The sequence below is a fragment of the Pseudoduganella sp. jia 9 genome (assembly GCF_055502615.1).
In genome coordinates this window covers 155,711-173,619 of the sequence record NZ_JBUPWE010000016.1, presented here as the reverse complement: position 1 = coordinate 173,619, position 17,909 = coordinate 155,711, and the positions used below count along the sequence as shown (strand labels likewise).

Annotated in this window: 17 protein-coding genes; 7 read left to right on the top strand and 10 right to left on the bottom strand. The window is 66.5% G+C overall.

What is annotated here, in order from left to right:
• The first annotated feature begins 32 nt into the window (after positions 1-32).
• On the top strand, positions 33-1,070 hold the full coding sequence (locus ACY34H_RS22090) for an Lnb N-terminal periplasmic domain-containing protein (RefSeq protein ID WP_464979619.1): 1,038 nt from the start codon (positions 33-35) through the stop codon (positions 1,068-1,070).
• Between the two features lie 283 nt (positions 1,071-1,353).
• The gene (locus ACY34H_RS22085; protein WP_464979618.1) at positions 1,354-4,104 is read left to right on the top strand and encodes a sensor domain-containing protein; all 2,751 of its coding nucleotides are present in this window, start codon (positions 1,354-1,356) and stop codon (positions 4,102-4,104) included.
• Between the two features lie 84 nt (positions 4,105-4,188).
• Here the strand turns inward: ACY34H_RS22085 and ACY34H_RS22080 are convergent, their stop codons facing one another.
• The 8 genes from ACY34H_RS22080 to nhaR form a co-directional block, all read right to left on the bottom strand.
• A complete protein-coding gene (locus ACY34H_RS22080; RefSeq protein ID WP_464979617.1) occupies positions 4,189-4,881 on the bottom strand; it encodes a GNAT family N-acetyltransferase in 693 nt (230 codons plus the stop codon).
• Positions 4,882-4,893: 12 nt separating this feature from the next.
• Entirely contained in the window at positions 4,894-6,138 is a 1,245-nt protein-coding gene (locus ACY34H_RS22075) for a sensor histidine kinase (protein WP_464979616.1), read from the bottom strand.
• On the bottom strand, positions 6,135-7,694 hold the full coding sequence (locus ACY34H_RS22070; RefSeq protein WP_464979615.1) for an ATPase domain-containing protein: 1,560 nt from the start codon (positions 7,692-7,694) through the stop codon (positions 6,135-6,137). Before ACY34H_RS22070 ends, ACY34H_RS22075 begins: the two co-directional genes overlap by 4 nt.
• A 194-nt stretch (positions 7,695-7,888) precedes the next feature.
• A complete protein-coding gene (locus ACY34H_RS22065; protein WP_464979614.1) occupies positions 7,889-8,428 on the bottom strand; it encodes a hypothetical protein in 540 nt (179 codons plus the stop codon).
• 102 nt (positions 8,429-8,530) lie between these two features.
• A complete protein-coding gene (locus ACY34H_RS22060) occupies positions 8,531-8,785 on the bottom strand; it encodes a helix-turn-helix transcriptional regulator (RefSeq protein ID WP_464979613.1) in 255 nt (84 codons plus the stop codon).
• Positions 8,782-9,384 carry a hypothetical protein gene (locus ACY34H_RS22055; RefSeq protein ID WP_464979612.1) on the bottom strand — a complete coding sequence of 201 codons (603 nt, stop codon included), beginning with the start codon at positions 9,382-9,384 and terminating at the stop codon, positions 8,782-8,784. The genes ACY34H_RS22060 and ACY34H_RS22055 overlap by 4 nt, the downstream gene beginning before the upstream one ends.
• A gap of 91 nt (positions 9,385-9,475) precedes the next feature.
• On the bottom strand, positions 9,476-9,826 hold the full coding sequence (locus ACY34H_RS22050) for a hypothetical protein (protein ID WP_464979611.1): 351 nt from the start codon (positions 9,824-9,826) through the stop codon (positions 9,476-9,478).
• Between the two features lie 123 nt (positions 9,827-9,949).
• Positions 9,950-10,846, bottom strand: coding sequence for a transcriptional activator NhaR (gene nhaR / locus ACY34H_RS22045; protein ID WP_464979610.1), 897 nt, complete (start codon positions 10,844-10,846; stop codon positions 9,950-9,952).
• A gap of 155 nt (positions 10,847-11,001) precedes the next feature.
• Here nhaR and ACY34H_RS22040 point away from each other — a divergent pair, with 155 nt between their 5' ends.
• From ACY34H_RS22040 to ACY34H_RS22025, 4 genes are all read left to right on the top strand, one after another.
• Positions 11,002-11,967, top strand: coding sequence for a TerC family protein (locus ACY34H_RS22040; protein WP_464979609.1), 966 nt, complete (start codon positions 11,002-11,004; stop codon positions 11,965-11,967).
• Positions 11,968-12,013: 46 nt separating this feature from the next.
• Positions 12,014-12,421, top strand: coding sequence for a tellurite resistance TerB family protein (locus ACY34H_RS22035; protein ID WP_464979608.1), 408 nt, complete (start codon positions 12,014-12,016; stop codon positions 12,419-12,421).
• A gap of 213 nt (positions 12,422-12,634) precedes the next feature.
• Positions 12,635-13,966, top strand: a complete 1,332-nt coding sequence (locus tag ACY34H_RS22030; protein ID WP_464979607.1) for a TrkH family potassium uptake protein — start codon at positions 12,635-12,637, stop codon at positions 13,964-13,966.
• Positions 13,956-14,672, top strand: a complete 717-nt coding sequence (locus ACY34H_RS22025) for a potassium channel family protein (protein WP_464979606.1) — start codon at positions 13,956-13,958, stop codon at positions 14,670-14,672. The genes ACY34H_RS22030 and ACY34H_RS22025 overlap by 11 nt, the downstream gene beginning before the upstream one ends.
• An 84-nt stretch (positions 14,673-14,756) precedes the next feature.
• Here the strand turns inward: ACY34H_RS22025 and ACY34H_RS22020 are convergent, their stop codons facing one another.
• The gene (locus ACY34H_RS22020; RefSeq protein WP_464979605.1) at positions 14,757-15,557 is read right to left on the bottom strand and encodes a hypothetical protein; all 801 of its coding nucleotides are present in this window, start codon (positions 15,555-15,557) and stop codon (positions 14,757-14,759) included.
• Positions 15,558-15,688: 131 nt separating this feature from the next.
• Here ACY34H_RS22020 and ACY34H_RS22015 point away from each other — a divergent pair, with 131 nt between their 5' ends.
• Positions 15,689-16,399 carry a hypothetical protein gene (locus ACY34H_RS22015; protein ID WP_464979604.1) on the top strand — a complete coding sequence of 237 codons (711 nt, stop codon included), beginning with the start codon at positions 15,689-15,691 and terminating at the stop codon, positions 16,397-16,399.
• Between the two features lies 1 nt (position 16,400).
• Here ACY34H_RS22015 and ACY34H_RS22010 read toward each other — a convergent pair whose 3' ends face one another.
• Positions 16,401-17,786 carry an MBL fold metallo-hydrolase gene (locus ACY34H_RS22010; protein WP_464979603.1) on the bottom strand — a complete coding sequence of 462 codons (1,386 nt, stop codon included), beginning with the start codon at positions 17,784-17,786 and terminating at the stop codon, positions 16,401-16,403.
• Positions 17,787-17,909 lie beyond the last annotated feature (123 nt).

The window sequence follows — 17,909 nt, the reverse complement described above, 5'->3', positions numbered from 1 at the left end:
TGCCGCCCGCCTGGCCGGCACCGCGCCACGCCATGCGTAGCGGCCTGGCCCGGGCGCTGCTGGTCAAGGTGCCGGCAACGCTCGTCCTTGTCCTGGCAACGGCCTGGGGCACGCTCGCACCGTGGTTCCACCTGCCGCGCGTGCACGCAATCGCCGCCGGCACCGCCTGGTGCGTGCTCGGCCTCGCCACGCTGCTGGCCCTGTGGCGCCCGCCCGGCAGGCGCGGCCGTATCGGCATCGCGCTGGCCTGCGCGGTGGCGGCCATGGCGATGGCCGCCTGGTGGCAGTCGATCCGGCCGTCGCACGGCAGGGCCTGGGCCGACGACGTCGCCCGCCTGCTCGAGGCCGACGTGGCCGGCGACGTCGTCACGCTGCGCAACGTGCGCAATTTCGCCTGGCGCAGCGAAACCGATTACACGCCGCGCTGGGAAACCCGGCAGTACGACCTGGCACAACTGGTCTCGGCCGACCTGATCCTGTCGTACTGGATGGGGCCGCACATCGCCCATACGCTGGTCTCGTTCGGATTTTCGGACGGCCGCAAGCTGGTGTTTTCGCTGGAAATCCGCAAGGAACGCCACGAAGCCTTTTCCGCGATCGGCGGTTTCTTCCGGCAATTCGAAGAGGTACTGGTCGCGTCGGACGAACGCGACATCGTGCGCACCCGCAGCAACGCGCGCGGCGAACAGGTCTACCTGTACCGGCTGCGCGCCACGCCGACGCAACTGCGCGCCGTCTTCCTTGCCTACCTGGCCGAAGCGGCGCAACTGCGCCACACGCCGGCGTTCTACAACACGCTGACCAGCAACTGCACCACCGTCGTCTTCGACCTGGCCCGGCAGATCGCCCCCGCCCTGCCGATCGACTACCGGCTGCTGGCTTCCGGCCATTTCGCCGAATACGCCTACGACCAGGGCGCGCTGGTGCCGGGCTATCCGTACCACGAGCTGCAGCGGCGCGGCTTCATCAACCCGCGCGCACTGCGGGCCGATACCGATGGCAGCGATTTCTCGCGGGCGATCCGGGCCGGCGTGCCGGGCATGCAGGCCGGCGAAAAAGCTGGACAATAAGCCGCGCCGGAGCGCGCCCGCTACACCTGGACAGGCAAGAGTTGCCCCGGCGCCACAAGCACGCCGCCAGCAAGCCGCAAGTCTGCGAGTATGTTGCCGCATGGAACTATTTGTGGTACAGTCGCGATTCTGCTCCCGCCGCGGCCCTACTCCCTGCCCGCCCGCCATCCAGGCACCGTGAGCTGCCGGCCCCATCTTTCACTGGCCTGGCCATTCTTCCGATCGAACATCCAGCATGTGAGCGAGGCCCGGCGCCCGGTTCACGAGACGAGGCCGCCCCACCATGATTCGCGAACCCAGCACGATCCGAGAACCGCTTCTCCACCTGGCATGGTCCACCGATGCCGAAGGTGTGTGCGCGGCCCCGCTGGCGTGGTGCCCCGGACTGCTGCCGGAAATGGCCGGCATGCCGCTGGCGGACTGGATGGCGGCGGTCGCGGTGCGCGACGGCGCGGCCATGGCGCGCGAGCTCGCCGGCGTGCTGGCCCGGCAGCAGCCTTTCGAATGCGAGCTGGAGGTCGCCTGCAGCGACGGCCGGCGCCGCCACGTGCTGGTCACCGGCCTGCCCCGGCCACAGGGCGGCGGCTTCGCGGGCGCGCTGGTGGACGTGACGGCACGGCGCGATGCGCTGGACGATGCCGTGCGCGGTGCGGCAACGCTGCGGCTCATGGTCGACAACGCAACCGACCTGGTGGCGTTCTGCGGCCTGGACGGGCGCTATATCGACATTTCATCGTCCTTCACGCGCAGCCTCGGCTGGACAAGGGAACAGTTGATCGGACAACCGGCGATCGACTTCGTGCATCCGGACGACCACGCCCATGCCAACGACGACATGCGGCGCATCCTGGCCGGCGAAGCGCGCCCGAACGCCATCGAAATCCGCAAGCGCGATACCGCCGGCCGCTATCTCGAACTGGCATCGAAAACACGCATGGTCATCGATCCGGAGACGGGCGACTGCCTGGGCGCGGTATTCGTGTCGCGCCAGATCGCGCGGGAAAAGGAAATGCTGGGGCGCCTGGAACACATGGCCGAGCAAAACCGTACCCTGCTCGAGAGCATCAACGACGGCTTTTTCTCGGTCAACACGGATTGGGAAATCGTGTACGCGAACAATCGCGCGGCGGCGTTCGTCGGCGTGGAGCGCGACGAGGCGATCGGCAAGGTGGTGTGGGACGTGGCGGCGGGACTGGCGGAATCGGTCGTCGGCCAGCACCTGCGCACGGCCATGGCACGCCGCCAAAGCGACAGTTTCGAAGCGTTCTACGAACCGGTGGGGGTCTGGGTCAGCGAGCGCATCTATGCACACGAGGAAGGCCTGTCGGTGTTCTTCCACGATATCTCCGAGCGTGTGGCGCACGAACAGCGGATCCGCGACAGCGAGCGGCGCTTCCGCGAAACGATCCGCATCACGCCGGCCGGCTATCTGCTGGTCAACGGCGACGGCATCATCGAGGACCTCAATCCCGCACTGTGCCAGCTGTCCGGCTACTCGCGCGACGAACTGGTCGGCAAGCCGGTGGCGGCGATCCTGGTCGACGGCGATGCCAGCGCGGCGCTGAACGTTCGCCACACCGGTCACCGCGAACATGCACTGGAAACGGTGCTGCTGCACCGCCGGGGTCGGCAGGTGGTGGCCCTCGTGAACCAGACCATCGAGCTGGACGCGCACGGCCGGGCACGCTCGCTGACGGCCTTCATCACCGACATCACCGAGCGCAAGCGCGCCGAGGCGCGGCTGGAAGAACTGGCCAACCGGGACGCGCTGACAGGCTTGCCGAACCGCAGCTGGATCAACCGGCGCGTGTCGGACATGCTGGTCCAGGGCCACGGCACGACGACGGTGTTCTTCATCGACCTGAACCGCTTCAAGGAGGTCAACGATTCGATGGGGCATGCCACCGGCGACCGCCTGCTCCGGCAGGTGGGCAAGCGCCTGCAATCGTGCATGCGGCCGGGCGACGCGGTGGCCCGGCTGGGCGGCGACGAATTCGTCGTCGCGGCGAACTGCGCGGGCCGCGATGCGGCGGCCGCCATCGCCCGGCGCCTGCTGGCCACGATAACGCGGCCATTCGAGGCCGACGGCATCGAGATGCGCGTGGGCGCATCGATCGGCATCAGCCTGGCCGGGATCGGCGTGACGTCGACCGAGGAGCTGTTCCAGAAGGCGGATACGGCAATGTACAAGGCCAAGGCGCTGGGCGATGGCGCGTTCCAGTTCTTCGAACCGGAAATGTGCCTGGAAGCCAGGCGCCGCCTGCAGCTTGAAGCAGCACTGCACCGTGCGCTGGAGCACCGCCAGTTCTCGCTGCACTACCAGCCGCGCGTCGACCTGCGCTCGCTGCGCACGCTGGGCGTCGAAGCGCTGCTGCGCTGGGACCATCCGGAGTTCGGCCGCGTGCCGCCGCTGGAGTTCATTCCGCTGGCCGAGGAACGGGGCCAGATCGGCACCATCGGCCGCTGGGTGCTGGGCCAGGCATGCCGCGACGTGAAGGACATCAATGAACGGCTAGGCCTGGCGCTGCACGTATCGGTCAATGTCTCGGCGCGCCAGCTGCGCTCGCCCGACCTGATCGGCCAGGTGCGCACCGTGCTTGCCGAGTCGGGCCTGGCGGCAGGATCTCTGGAACTGGAACTGACGGAGAGCGCGCTGATCGAGGATCTCGACCAGTCCGTGCAGGTGCTGCAAGGCCTGAAGGCGCTCGGCGTGCGGCTGTCGATCGACGATTTCGGCACCGGCTATTCCAGCCTCTCCTACCTGAAGCGCCTGCCGATCGACGTGCTGAAGCTGGACCGCTCGTTCGTGGCCGGCAACCCGGCCGGCGATGGCTTCGTGCGGGCGCTGATCGACATGGCGCACGTGCTCGACCTGTCGGTGGTGGCGGAAGGCATCGAGTGCGGCACGGCGATGGAGGCATTGCGCGACGCCTCGTGCGACGAGGGCCAGGGCTACCTGTTCGCGCGGCCGATGCCGCTGGCCGAGCTGGAGGCGTTCCTGGTGCATGAAAATGAACGGTGCGCCAGCAGCTAGCCGGTATCCGGAAGTGGCGCCCCTGCAGGGTCTACCGGCCGTGCCAGCGCTTCGGTGTCATCCGGTACTCAACAGCGCCCGGGTTCAGCCTTGACGCGTACGGGAATAGCTTCCGACAGGTTTGCCGTACAGCTCAGTGTCCATTTCATGCGCCATCCCCAGGCGCTCGGCGACACGGCGCGACGATTCGTTGGCGGGAGCAATCAGCGCATACACCTTCGGCTCGCCCCGAATGTCGAATGCGTAACGCAAGACGGCCGCCGCCGCTTCATTGGCGATTCCCTGCCCCCAGAAAGCCCGATAAGTGTTCCAGCCCAGTTCCATCACTGTCGATTGCTCGCGAAAGAACGCGCCGACACTGCCGACGAGCTGGCCGGTCTGCCTGTTCTCCACAGCCCACCAGCCAGCGCCGTGCAGCAGCCAGAGCCCGGCCTGTGAACTGAAGAGCCGCCAGGCCGTCTGGCGATCGCACGTCCCCAGGTGGACCGAACTTTCGGGATGTGCCAGATGCGCCGCAAAGGCGTCGAAGTCTTCGCGCCGGTATTCACGGAGCCTGAATCGCTGCGTCAGCAGGTGAGGAATGGAAGTGCTGAATGTGTCACTCATAAAACGATTCATCCCTTTGATGTAATGATGGCGACGGTCGCTCCGGCAGCCGGGAGCCTCGCGGAAGCCGGTTTGATCGCTGGTGGCAGTCGCCTTGCAGTATTGTGCCTGTCCCGGCATCGCCGAGGACAGGTTCAGCCCGGCGCCGGTACCGCTGAGCGGGTGCACCACATCGCAATGCGCTTATGCCGGCAGTTCCTGGCCCGCCGCCACCGGCAGCCGGATCGAAAAGGTGGCGCCCTGCCCCCGCCCGGCGCTGCTGACGCTCAGCGTACCCTGGTGCAGCTCGACGATGCGGCGGGCGATGTACAGGCCCAGCCCCAGCCCCGTGGCGTTATTGTCCTGCTGCAGCGTGAAGGCACTGAACACATGCGGCAGATCGTCCGCTTCGATGCCCTGGCCCGAGTCGGCGATATCGATGGCCACCATGCCGCCGGTGCAGCCGACCTTGATGCGGATGACGCCGCCGTCCGGCGTGAACTTGGTGGCATTGAACAACAGGTTCCAGATGACCTGCTGCAGCCGTCGGCCGTCCGCCCGCAGGCGGATCGCGTCGCCATGATCGGCGGGCGTGACCTGCATGACGATATGTTTGGTGTGCGCGAACGTTTCCACGGTCGAGATCGCATCGCGCAGCACCTGCCCCAGCATGATCGGCGTGCGGGTGATCGACATCTGCCCGGTTAGCGTGCGTGCGGCGTCGATCAGGTCGTCGACCATGCCGGCTTCCTGGCGTACATGGACGCGCATCGATTCCAGCCCGCTGACGACAGCTGGCGGCAGGTCGGGAATGGTGCGCAGCATCACCTCGATACGCAGCGACAGGGCCGACAGCGGCGTGCGCATCTCATGCGATACCGTGGCCAGGAACAGTTCGCGCGTGCGGCTCACGCGCGTCAGGTCGTCGATGATCTCGCGCTGCCGGTCGAGCGTGCGCGACAGCGTGCCCAGCAGCGCTGCGTAGGTCGCCATGCGCTGGCTGGATACGGGCGCATCCAGGCGTACCTCGTTCCACAGCTGGTGGCCCGGCAGGCCGATCTGCCGGGCGATGCGCTCGCATTCAAGGGGCGAACTGAAGTCCGCGAAGCGCCAGCCGAACACCACCACGCCGTAGAGTTCGCCGCCCAGCAGCAGTGGCTGCGTGCACACGCGCAACCCGCCGAACTGTGCCGATGCAGGCTGGCCATCGGCGCAGACCGACTGCACCAGCGTGCGCTCGAGCGCCGTGCCCGGGCCGTCGTCGGCCCACAGGGTCGAACGGGCCAGCAAGGCGGACAGGCGCGAGCCGGTCTTCGGGCCAATGCGCCGCACGCCGGCAAGATCGAATGCGGACGTGACGAGGCCGGTCGCCTCGGCAAACTGGAGCAGCGGGGTTTCCCAGTCGTCCCAGTTGACCGGCGTCTTGCCCGGCAGGTTGACCGTAATCACTTTGGCTGGTCGGTCGGCAGGTCCGCCGATTCCGGCATGGGTTCGCCCTTGACGACGGCGCCTTCGATTAGCGGACTCTGGCGTGATGGGGAGCGCGACAGCAAGCCGTAATACGAGGAGAACGGCAGCTGCGGCACGGCGCCGGCCTGGGTTTCATCGTCGCTCTCGTCGAGCAGCAGCAGGCCGCCTACGCCGATGCTGTATTCGCGTGTCACCTGGGTATTGCGGCTGCCGCGCACTTTTGGCACGGCAATCGCCCGCCGCAGCACGGTGGACACCTCCACGTAGTTGAGCAGGATGATGTTGTCGACTAGGTGCGAGCCCTTGAGCTCTTCGCTGATCTGCGACACGCCGAGCAGTTCCGGGCTTTCATAATTGAACAGCGTGGTGGCGAGGCGGTTCTTGAAGAACGTTGCCAGCGCATACAGGTAGTCGGCCACTTCGCTGCGGCTGGTCATCTCGTACACGGCGATGGAGTCGAACACGACGCAGTCGATCTGCTGTTCCTCGACGAGCCGGACGATGCGCTCGAAGTGCACGTCCAGCTCCAGTTCCAGCGGCGACTCGTAGTGGATGAACAGGTCGCCCGCGTCGACCAGTGCCTGCAGGTCGAAGCCGAGCGAGCGCGCGTTGCGCATCAGCTGGGCCGGGTGCTCGTCGAGACTGACCAGCATCGCCTTGTGGCCATCCCTGATCGCATTGGCGAGGAACTGCACGCTCAGGACGGTCTTGCCGGTGCCGGAAATGCCGCTCACCAGCGTGACGGAACCTTTATAGATGCCGCCATCCATCATCTTGTCGATCGCCGCCGAACCGGTCGACAGGCGCTCTTCCGACGTCGGCTGGTCGACCGAGGCAATGGGGCGCGACTGGGCGCGGCGATAGACGTGAACGCCCACGGCGGGCTCGATGCGCATCGTGTGGCTGCCGCCGATGAAATCCTGGCCGCGCGACTTCATCACCGCGAGGCGCCGGTGCACGCGGCGGCGCATTTCTTCCCGCGTCAGCGAAATGATGGTGTCGAAGACAAACCGCTCGTGGGCCGACACGCCGGTGAGCGACTCGTCCTTCTCGGCCGTGACCATGGCCGTCACGCCCAGCCGCGTCAGGCCTTCGATCAGCAGGTGCACATCCTCGCGGAACGGCATGTCGTTGACTTCGGCATACAGGCGCATCGGCGTCAGGCCGTCGATGAGCAGGCGCCTGGCGCCCATGGCCACCAGCGCTTCCGTGAAGGCACCGTCGGCACTGCGGAATTCGCTCAGCAGCACAGCCGGGCTGGTCTGGATGATCTTGATCTTGCCCTGGTCGATCATGCCCTGCAGGTCCCAGTCGAAGCCGGCCGCGTCGCGCAGCAGCTTGGCCGGATCGAGCTCGAACGAAACAATGGCGCCCGGTTCGTCGTAATCCCGCGCGCCATGGTAGATGAAGCCCAGGCCCAGCGTGGTCTTGCCGGAGCCCGGCGGTCCCTCGACCAGCAGGTTGTTGTTGCGCGGAATACCGCCATGCAATATTTCGTCAAGACCCATGATTCCGGTCTTCACCCAATCGTTCATTGACTTGCCCTTTTCATATGTTTCTTCCAGCTTAACATGCCCGTGCGCAACGCACACGCGACAGCCGTTCGCGCGCTGTTGCGTCGCATCTGCATGGCGTGCACCTGGATTCCCCCTCGACAAGCCGCGGTAGTGGAGTCGTGCAGGGACGGATCGGGAATCGCAGCGCGAAGGAAGTCGCCGCCCGGTTCCCTCTACCTGAATCCCCGCGGCCTTCGGGCTTTCAGCGCCAGTACCGCGAAGTACACTCCCGCAACCAGGGAAAAGGCCAGCACCCAGCGTGCCCATGCATTGTCGGCACGCCAGGCATCCCTGCATTCCGCAAACGACCGGACGGTGTTTCCACCGATGGAAACCTGCCAGACAGGATAGCGGGAATTGGCATCCCCTGGCCGCTTGCCGGGGGCCCCGGGATCGTAAAGCACCGCAACGTCCCTGCGGCCGGCTGCACGAAGCGCGGAGTCGACAAGGGCACTCGCGCCGGCTTTCGCCGGGTATTCGAATGACCCGGCTAGCCCGCCGAGCAAGAACGTCACGCTGCTTCTTTCTGCCGTGACGCTCGTCACATGTCCATGTGCGATGCGCAACGCCGACCTGTCGGGGATGTCGGAATCGCCATTCAGTGCGGGCTTCAGCGCAAAGGCGGCAATCGCGAGGCACAGAGCGGCGGAGGCCGACAACCTGCCGGCGCCATGGCTGCGTGGCAGCGAGAAAAAATCAGTAATGATGCCCATCGTCCAATCTACTCATCGAGAATTCCTCTCCGCATTTGCGGAGGCAGCCGGTGCATCCGTGATTCCCGCTGTGGATGTACCCAGCCAATGCCTGTCCGACCGTCAACGCGTCCGTACCGAAGCCGGAGGCATGCCTGTTTCCTGCTCGCGCCAGAAAAACACCCCGTCGACCGGCTTGCCGAAGACGTCGGCGATTTTCATCGCCAGCGCGAGCGATGGCGCGTAGCGCAGGCTTTCCAGGGCAATCACGGTCTGCCGGGTAATACCGACGGTCTGCGCCAGTGCCTCCTGCGACATTTCGCCATGCTCGAAACGAAGACGCCGTATGTGGTTGCCGATCGGCGATTCCTTGCTCATGAAATCTTGCCCTGCGCAGCCCGCAGGCTTGTATAAGCCTGCACGCGGTAGAGACCATGGAAGACGTGCGCCAGCATCCAGCTGCCGATGAACAGGTGCGCCAGCAGGTCGACGGAACGAAGGGCGTCGCCAGCGTTGACGAGCAGGCCGAACATCACGATGAGGATGGCCTGCAGCGCCAGCAGGAAGTAACACGACGCGGACAGGGCGCCGGCCGCAATGCTGGCATCGAGCTCGTCCTGTGTCGCTGTCGGTGCCCGGGCAATCCATTGCGCCACGAGCGAGGCGGCGATGAGAATCCACAGCTCGGTTGCCATCCTGCGGGTGACACGTGCATGCACGTCCAGCTCCGGTGCAATCTGATAGAGCATGGCAAGGAAGTAGCCCAGGCACACCAGGGTGCCTGCAATCGACAGCAGTGCCGAGCGTTCGGCAGCCTCGGGCGCGGCACTGTCGCCGTGCCATCGCGCGCGCTGCCAGCGGGCAGCCAGGATGATGGCCGCCGCGCCGGCAAGGCCGGCTCCGACAGGCAGCCAATGTTGTGCCAGCAGCGCACCGAACAACGCGCAGGCAACGAGCTTCAGGACAATCACGGCCATGTCGACCTCCAGGTACGCTGAACATTACAGCATGTAATGCAAACATTACATCCGGATGCCGGTCAATACAAGTGGTTTGGCACGTCGATCCTCAAATGCACGGCTCCTCGACCACCTTGCCATCGACCAGATGTTTCGGACACCCGCCCGGCAGGGGCAAGGTCGGCGCGCAGACACCGGGCAGCGCGGCCTCGTGTTCCGCCGGAACGCAGTCGCCCTGGCATTGACCATCGTCGGAACATGCTTTTCCGCTGTCGCTCGTCCCGATGACACAGAAATGGAACTGGCCCATCGGGTAGAGGATCCACTCCCCTCCTTGTGCGCGGCATTCTTCCTGCGTATCCGGACGTTCCGGCTTTTCCGGCCCGATCCCGCGGCCGGCATCGCCGCAGCCCGCGAGCAGCGCGGCACACCCCAGCAACCATGCGAATCGCCTCACCATCGTTCTTGTTCTCCGCTCGATACCGGACTGGCTTGCCTCGCAGTCCGCTTCGCGCTGCGCATACCCTCCGGCAGGTGCAGTGTAAGGGCCGGGTTGTCGCAACGGCAAGCAGCGTACCGGGTCCTACGTCCGGAACAGGTGCTTCTTCGCCTCCTGGCTGATCGCCACCGTGGCCGGGTGGCTCAGCCGGCGCTCCGTGGTGATCGCATACACCTGGTCGACCACGTCGCCGGCTTCGCCGATCTGCTCCACCTGGTATTGCTGGCAGATGTAGTCGGCCAGCACGCCGGGCGCGAAGAACAGGCCGGCGCCGGCGCGGCCGAAGGCCTTCATCATCGCGCTGTCGTCGAACTCGCCGACGATGCGCGGCCGCACGCCGTTTTCTTCCAGCCACTTCAGCACGCGCGGCCGTGTGGCGAAATCCTCCCCCGGCAGCAGCATCGGCATCTTGTCCAGGCATTGCGGGAACGGCCCTTTCAGCCGTGCCAGCAGCGCCGGCGCGGCAAATATCTTCAGCACGCTTTCACCCAGCAGATGGGAAAAACCGCGCACGGACAGGTGCGGCGGCATCGGACGGTCGGCGATGATCAGGTCGAGGCGGTGCACGGCCAGCTCGCCCAGCAGCGTTGCCAGCCGCCCTTCCCGGCACACCAGGCGCACCGGCTCGGCCAGCGCCAGCGCCGGCGCCAGCACCTGGCTGGCCACCATCTTCGACACCGAGTCGGCGCAGCCGACCAGGAAACGGGTGGCGTGCACCGACTCGTCGTGCAGCGCCTCGACCAGTTCGTCGCCCGTACGGAAGATGGTGTCGGCGTAGCTCACCACGCGCGTGCCGGCCTCGGTCAGCTCGAGCGTGCGCCCGGAGCGCCGGAATAGTTCGACACCCAGCGCGTCGGCGAACTCGCTCAGCTGTCCGGAAATCGACTGCGGCGTCAGGTGCAGCTGCTCGGCCGCCTTCGCAATCGTTCCGGTGCGCGCCACCATCCAGAAATATCGTAGATGCTTGTAGTTGAGGCTCATTGGGCGATGCCGTCCGTCAGCGTGCGGTTACAGAATGTGAGCATGGATGCAATTACTCGAGTTTTTCGATGTATTAGCCAAGTATATTCGATTTGTCCAATGAATCGCGCGCCGGTATCCTGCGCATGTTGATACTCCATAAGAAGGTGGTCGAAATGACTGGACTTGAAAATATTGCCACGCCCGGGATGTGGGCCGGATTCGTGGCCTTCGTGCTGGTGATGCTGGCACTGGACCTGTTTGTATTCGGCGGCAACAAGGCGCACAAGGTGAGCGTCAAGGAAGCCGCGGCCTGGTCCGGCGTGTGGGTGACGCTGGCGCTGCTGTTCAACGCCGGCCTGTGGTGGCACCTGAAGGGCACAGTCGGCGAAGTGGTCGCCGACCAGAAGGCGCTGGAATTCCTGTCCGGCTACCTGATCGAGAAGGCGCTGTCGGTCGACAACGTGTTCGTGTTCCTGCTGATCTTCGGCGCATTCCAGGTACCGCCGCAATACCAGCGCCGCGTGCTGATCTACGGCGTGCTGGGCGCGATCGTGATGCGTGCCGTGATGATCCTGGCCGGTGCCTGGGTGGTGAAGGAATTCTCGTGGGTGCTGTACCTGTTCGGCGCGTTCCTGCTGTTCACCGGTATCAAGATGCTGATGGCCTCCGAGCAGGAGCCCGACGTGACGCAGAACCCGATCCTGAAGTTCGCCAAGCGCCACCTGCGCGTGGCCGAGGACGAGCATGGCGAGAAATTCATGGTGCGCCGTAACGGCCTGCTGTACGTGACGCCGCTGTTCCTGGTGCTGCTGCTGATCGAGGTGACGGACCTGGTGTTCGCGGTGGACTCGATCCCGGCGATCTTCGCGATCACGACCGATCCGTTCATCGTGTTCACGTCGAACCTGTTCGCGATCCTGGGCCTGCGTGCACTGTATTTCCTGCTGGCCGACATCGCCGACCGCTTCCACCTGCTCAAGTATGGCCTGGCGCTGGTGCTGGCGTTCATCGGTACCAAGATGCTGATCATGCCGTGGTACCACATGCCGGTCGAGGCTTCGCTGGTCACGGTGGCCTTCCTGATCGGTGCCAGCGTGGTGGCCAGCCTGCTGCTGCCGCCGAAGAAAACCGACAAGTAATCACCGGAGCGGCCCCGCGGGGCCGCTTCACCCGACAAAGGATGCAATGATGCGAAACTACGAAACCAATAGCCCGCGGGCCCGTGCCCGCCTCCTGGCCCTGTCGATGGTGGTCGATGGCCACCTCGACCCGGCCGAACTGCAGGTGCTGGAAGATGCGCCGGTGCTGCAGGAACTCGGCATCGACTGGACCCTGTTCAGCGAAGTGCTCGATGAGCTGTGCAGCGACATGCTGGGCGGCACCGTGCGCAACGGCGCGGTGGAAATCGGCCCCGACCTGCTGGACAGCCTGCTGGCCGACATCACCGAACCCGGCCTGCAGCGCCAGTTGCTGGTGGCGATGCTGAACATCGTCGAGGCCGACGCCCGGCTGGCCCATGCCGAGCGCCTGCTGGTGACGCGCGCCGGCCAGCGCTGGGTTCCGGACGGCGAAGTGGAAGCGCTGCCGGCATAAGCACGACGCCGCCTGCGCGCCGGGCGGTTCCACGCAAGACCCTGTGGCGGGCGGGCGCGCGCAGCCTCCGGTTCCTGGAAATGTTGCAAGAAAACCGGAGCCTGTCACCGGTTTTCGGGTGTGGGCGGTGCCATCGTTTACCATGTCGGTCTTTGCCACCATGCCTGCCCCTGTCCGAGCCCCCCGGCGCCCGGACGGCCCGCCCAGCGAACCTTGAAACAGACAGTCCTCCACCCTGCCCGCACGGTCATCCTCGGCTTCGCCCTGGCGATCGCGGTCGGCACGCTGCTGCTGATGCTGCCCATGGCGCGCGCCGCCGGCGAGGCGGCGCCGCCGATGGTGGCGTTCTTCACGGCCGTATCGGCTATCTGCGTGACGGGACTGGTGCTGGTCGACACGGGCACCTACTGGTCGACCTTCGGCCAGTCGGCGATCATGGTGATGTTCCAGCTGGGCGGCTTCGGCATGATGACGGCGGCCACCCTGCTCGGCCTGATGGTGAACCGCTCGCCGCGCCTGCGCACGCGGCTGGTGACGCAGACCGAGACACGTTCGCTGTGGGTCGGCGATATTTCCAGCGTGGCGAAGCTGGTGCTGGGCGTGACGATCATGTCGCAGCTCGTCATCGGCACCGTGCTCACGCTGCGCCTGCGCTTCGGCCACGACATGGCCTGGGGCGACGCCACGTGGAGCGGCTTTTTCCATGCCGTGTCGGCATTCAACAACGCCGGCTTCTCGATCCATCCGGACGGCTTCATCCGCTACGCCGGCGATGCGCTGATCCTGCTGCCGGTGATGATCGCCGCCGTGGTCGGCGGTATCGGCTTCCCCATCCTGAACGACCTGCGCGAGCGCTGCCGCGACCCGCGCCACTGGTCGCTGCATACCAAGCTGACACTGGCCGGCACGGTGATACTGGTCGCCGGTGGCTTTTTCGCCATCCTGCTGTTCGAGTGGAACAATGCGCAGACCTTCGGCCCCCTGTCCGTCGCCGACAAGCTGCTGAACGGCCTGTTCATGTCGGCGTCGGCGCGTACCGTCGGCTTCAATACGGTGGACGTCGCCGCGCTGACCCGGGAAACCTGGGCCCTGCACTACCTGCTGATGTTCATCGGCGGCGGCAGCGCCGGCACCGCCGGCGGCGTGAAGGTCGGCACGATGATGATCCTCGTGCTGCTGGTGATCGCCGAAGCAAAGGGCCACGCGGACACCGAAGCCTTCGGGCGGCGCGTCGGCGCGTCGGCGCAGCGGCAGGCCATCACGGTGATGGTGGTGGGCAGCGTGATCGTGGCCGCTGGCACCATGGTTCTGCTGCGCATTTCGCATTTCCCCACCGACCAGGTCATCTTCGAAGTGATCGCCGCTTTCGGCAGCGCCGGCCTGTCCACCGGCATCACCGCCGACCTGCCGCCGGCCGGCCAGTTCGTGCTGACGCTGCTGATGTTCTTCGGCCGGGTCGGTACCATCACGCTTGCGACGTCGCTGGTCATCGGCGAACGGCGCATGCCTTATCGTTATCCTGAGGAGCATCCAATTGTGGGGTAGGATTTTTACGGAACAGTTCGCGTTTTCCGCCAGCGACAGCGTCGTCGTCATCGGCCTGGGCCGCTTTGGCGGCGCCGTCGCGCAGTCGCTGATGCACCTGGGCCACGACGTGATGGGCGTCGACATGAAGGAAGACCTGGTGCAGGTGTGGGGCGACCGCCTGACCCATGCCGTGCAGGCCGATTCGACCAACGAGAACGTGATGCTGCAGCTGGGCGTGGCCGATTTCTCGCACGCGATCGTGGCGATCGGCTCGGATCTGGCGGCCAGCCTGATGACGCTGATGGTGCTGACGGAACTGGGCATCAAGGATATCTGGGTCAAGGCCATGACGCCGGAGCACGGCCAGATCGCCACCCGCATCGGCGCGCACCACGTGGTCTACCCGGAAGCGGACATGGGCGCCCGCGTGGCCCACCTGATGACCGGCCGGATGATGGACTTCATCGAATTCGAGGATGGCTTTGCGATCGCCAAGATCCACGCGCCGGCCGACACCCATCACATGACGCTGGCCGAGTCGCACGTGCGCTCGCGGCACGGCGTGACCGTGGTGGGCGTCAAGCGCCTGAACGAGGACTTCCGGCATGCGCAGCCGGAAACGCGCATCCTGCCGGCGGACCTGCTGATCGTGTCCGGGCCGACCAGCAAGATCGAACTGTTTGCCGGCGGCGACAAGGGCAAGGACAAGGCCGGCAAGAAATAAGCGGCCGCCGGTTCAGCCGGCGCGGCACGCAGCGTGACTGCCGGTGCCGCCGCGCCGTCGTCGGCGCCTCCTTCAGCGCATCCTTCAGCGCGGCGGCAGCACGTGACGGAAGGTCGGCTCGATGTTTTTCGCATGCAGGAAGCGCACGATGTCTTCCAGCGTCGCATCCTTGAGCAGCAGGTCCGGCGGAACGGCACCGCCAGGTCGATCATCCCCGGCCCGCGCCGCCGGAAGGCCGCGGGGCGCCTCGCCGGTGGACGGCGCCGCCTGCTCCGCCTGCTCGCCGGGCGCCGGCCGGAGCACGTCCAGCGCATGCCGCAGCTGCTCTTCGCCGATCGGTTGAAGGCCCTGCAGGAACGCTGCCTGCGCGGCGGACGGCGGCGCCATCTCCAGCGCCGGCTCGTCGGCAAACGACGCGCCCATGCCGGGGTGGATGAAGGCCGCCCACTTGCCGCTGGCCGCGTTCCGGCACGGCGGCAGTGCAACCGGCGCCGTCACGCCACGATCGGGCACGCCTGCCTCGGGGCAGTACGCTGCGCACAGCAGGTCGACGAATTCGCGCGCCGTGGCAACCGGTACCGGCACGTCGAACGACAGCCACAGCGCGAAACCGCTGCCGCCGGAAATGCTCACCGCCGGCGCCGGCAACCCCAGCTCGCCCTGCAGCGCATTGGCCACAGCGCAGAGCCGTTCCCATTGCCCGGCGCCGTCGCCGGCGCCGATATCGAACGGGATGACGATGGCGCGCACCGCGCCGTCCCTGGCGAGATCGAAGGTGTGCGTCACGCTTCCCTCCAGGTGCTGTTCCAGCCCCTCCGGCAACGGTGCCCCCTCGGGCAGCACGGGCAAATACAGGCGCAGCAGCTGCGCGATCAACTCTTGCATGGCGTTTCCTCGTGTGCCGGCGGCCGCCGGCCGCATGGCTGATATTGTCGGGGCGCTATTATCGCGCAACGGCCGGTTTTCCGGCGGTACACTACAATGGCGGCCCGCGATCCTGCCCAGCCGAGAACATCATGAACAACGCCGACCTGCCCTTCCGCGCCACCATTGCCGAAGCCTGCGCCTGGCTGGAGGCGCGGACCGCCGCGCCGTGGACGCTGGCACGGCTGCTCGAACAGGGCGTGACGCCGTACGTGTGGCTGGACTACGACCCGGCATACCCGGAGCTGTTCGGCGACGCCAACGGCGGCTACGCCGCGCCGATCTTCTATGAAGGCGACATCGCCCGCCTGGCGGCCGGCAGCGAAGACGTGCTGATCACGATGACGAAGGACGCCTATAAGATCGTCGCGCGCCTGCCGGAACCGGGGTTCCGCAGGCCGCTCGACGCGCTGCGCTTCCAGAAAAAAGACCTGGAACGCCTGGCGGGCAAACTGAAACACGAAGCGGAGGCGGCGGCCCGGCCGCCGGCAGCGGCCAGCGAGTCGCCCTACGGCATCGGCAAGGCCGACGTCCTGGCGGCGTTCGGCCGGCTGGCACGGCTCGACATGGACAAGGCGCTCGACGATGCGATCGGCATCTTCGGCGACGACGGCGCGCGCGTAAAGGCCAGCGCGAAAAAATCGAAGCGCAACGCCGTGTGGAATCCCGTCACGCTGGCGCTGGGCCTGCACGACGTGTACGGCGTGCCGCTTGGCCCCCTGAAGCGCGCATTCGCGTCGCATGAGTTCCTGCACGCCTGGCAGGACGACTGGAACCGGTCCCTGTACCTGCTGGGAAAGTGATCTAGCCGCGCGCCAGCAGCCGGCGCAGCTGCGCGGCCTGGTAGGCGCCGAAGGTATCGCTGAACAGGCAGCGGATCAGCGGATCGTCGACCACGTCGGCCTCCGCGAGCTCGCGTTCGGCCGCGGCATCGAACGCCCCATCGCCGATCGAATCACTTACTGGATCGATTGGATCATTCACGCGCAGGTACACCGACGTCAGCGACTCGCCCTCTTCCAGCGCGGCCCACAGCTTCGCGGCGGGAATCGCGGTAGTCCAGCCCGGCGGCCCGGCACCGTCGTCCAGGGTCGCCGGCCCGCCGGGCTCCAGCCGGTAGCGGAAATGCGTGGCCGCGCCCGCGTGGTCGTAGAGTGTGAGCAGCCAGATGCGCGGCTGGTCGAAATATTCCGATGCCGCGTCGACCGCGCCATATTTCGCCGGCAGCTCCACGCGGCAGTAGTCGAGCACGCGTGCAAGCTGCGGCGCCGTCAGCGCTGCGAAGTGGCGCGCGATCTCGCCGGTATGCGGCGCGGCCGCGTTGCCTTCATAGCCGTAATCGACGTCCTGCGCACCGACGGGGATCACCCAGTCGAGCGGCGCCGCGGGCCGCAGCCACACGGGATCGAGCGTCACCGAGACCGATGGATCGAGCCGCACCACGCAGGCCGCCGGCAGCGCCCTGCTCACTTCTTCCGCGAACCGCGCATAGGAAATCGGGAAGAACGCGCGGTTGTACCACGACCACGGCTCCTGCACGAACTGGCAGGAACTGGGCACGACGTAACGGGGCGCCAGGGCACGCAGCTGGCCGATCCACTCCTCCGGCAGCGCCGGCGGCGCGGCGGCAAAGCGCGACGGCGCCAGCACCTCGAGCTCGCGCATGGTCTGGAACGGCCACAGCACCATGTCCCATGGGCCGTCTTCGACCAGTTGGGCGAGCGTGCCGTCGTCGATCCACGAGTCGACCACATTGAGCACGTTCAGCCCGGCCGCGCGAACCTGGAACATCGAGTCCACGTCCGCGTCCATCGCTTCGCGCGGGATCACCTGGAACGTGCCGACGTCCACCGGCACGTCCAGCGCCAGCGGCGTGACGCTGGTGAAACCCAGCTGCCGCACCATGTCGAACAGTTCGTCGAACTGGCAGTAGATATGCAGCGGCGTGGCGCGGTCCAGCAGGTCCAGGCTGTCGAGCGAGCAGTGGTCGTCGTGGAAATGCGAGATGAAGACCGCATCGAAACGCTGGCGGCGGATCTGTTCGGGATCGAAGCGCACGGCCGGGAAGGCATGGCAGTTGCGGCTGAACGGGTTCTCGAAGATGGGATCGAACGCGATGCGCGTGCCGCCGCAGGCGAACACGTAGCCGGCGTGCAGGATGCGGGAGATCGTCAGGGCGGGCTGGGTCATGGTCGGGCTGGCGGTTAGGCCGGGTTGCAGGGTGACGGAAAGCGCCAGTGTACCGGCAACTTCAATAACGCCGCCATCCCCGGTAGACTAGCGGGTTCCCCACCGCACCGCAGGCATGCACAC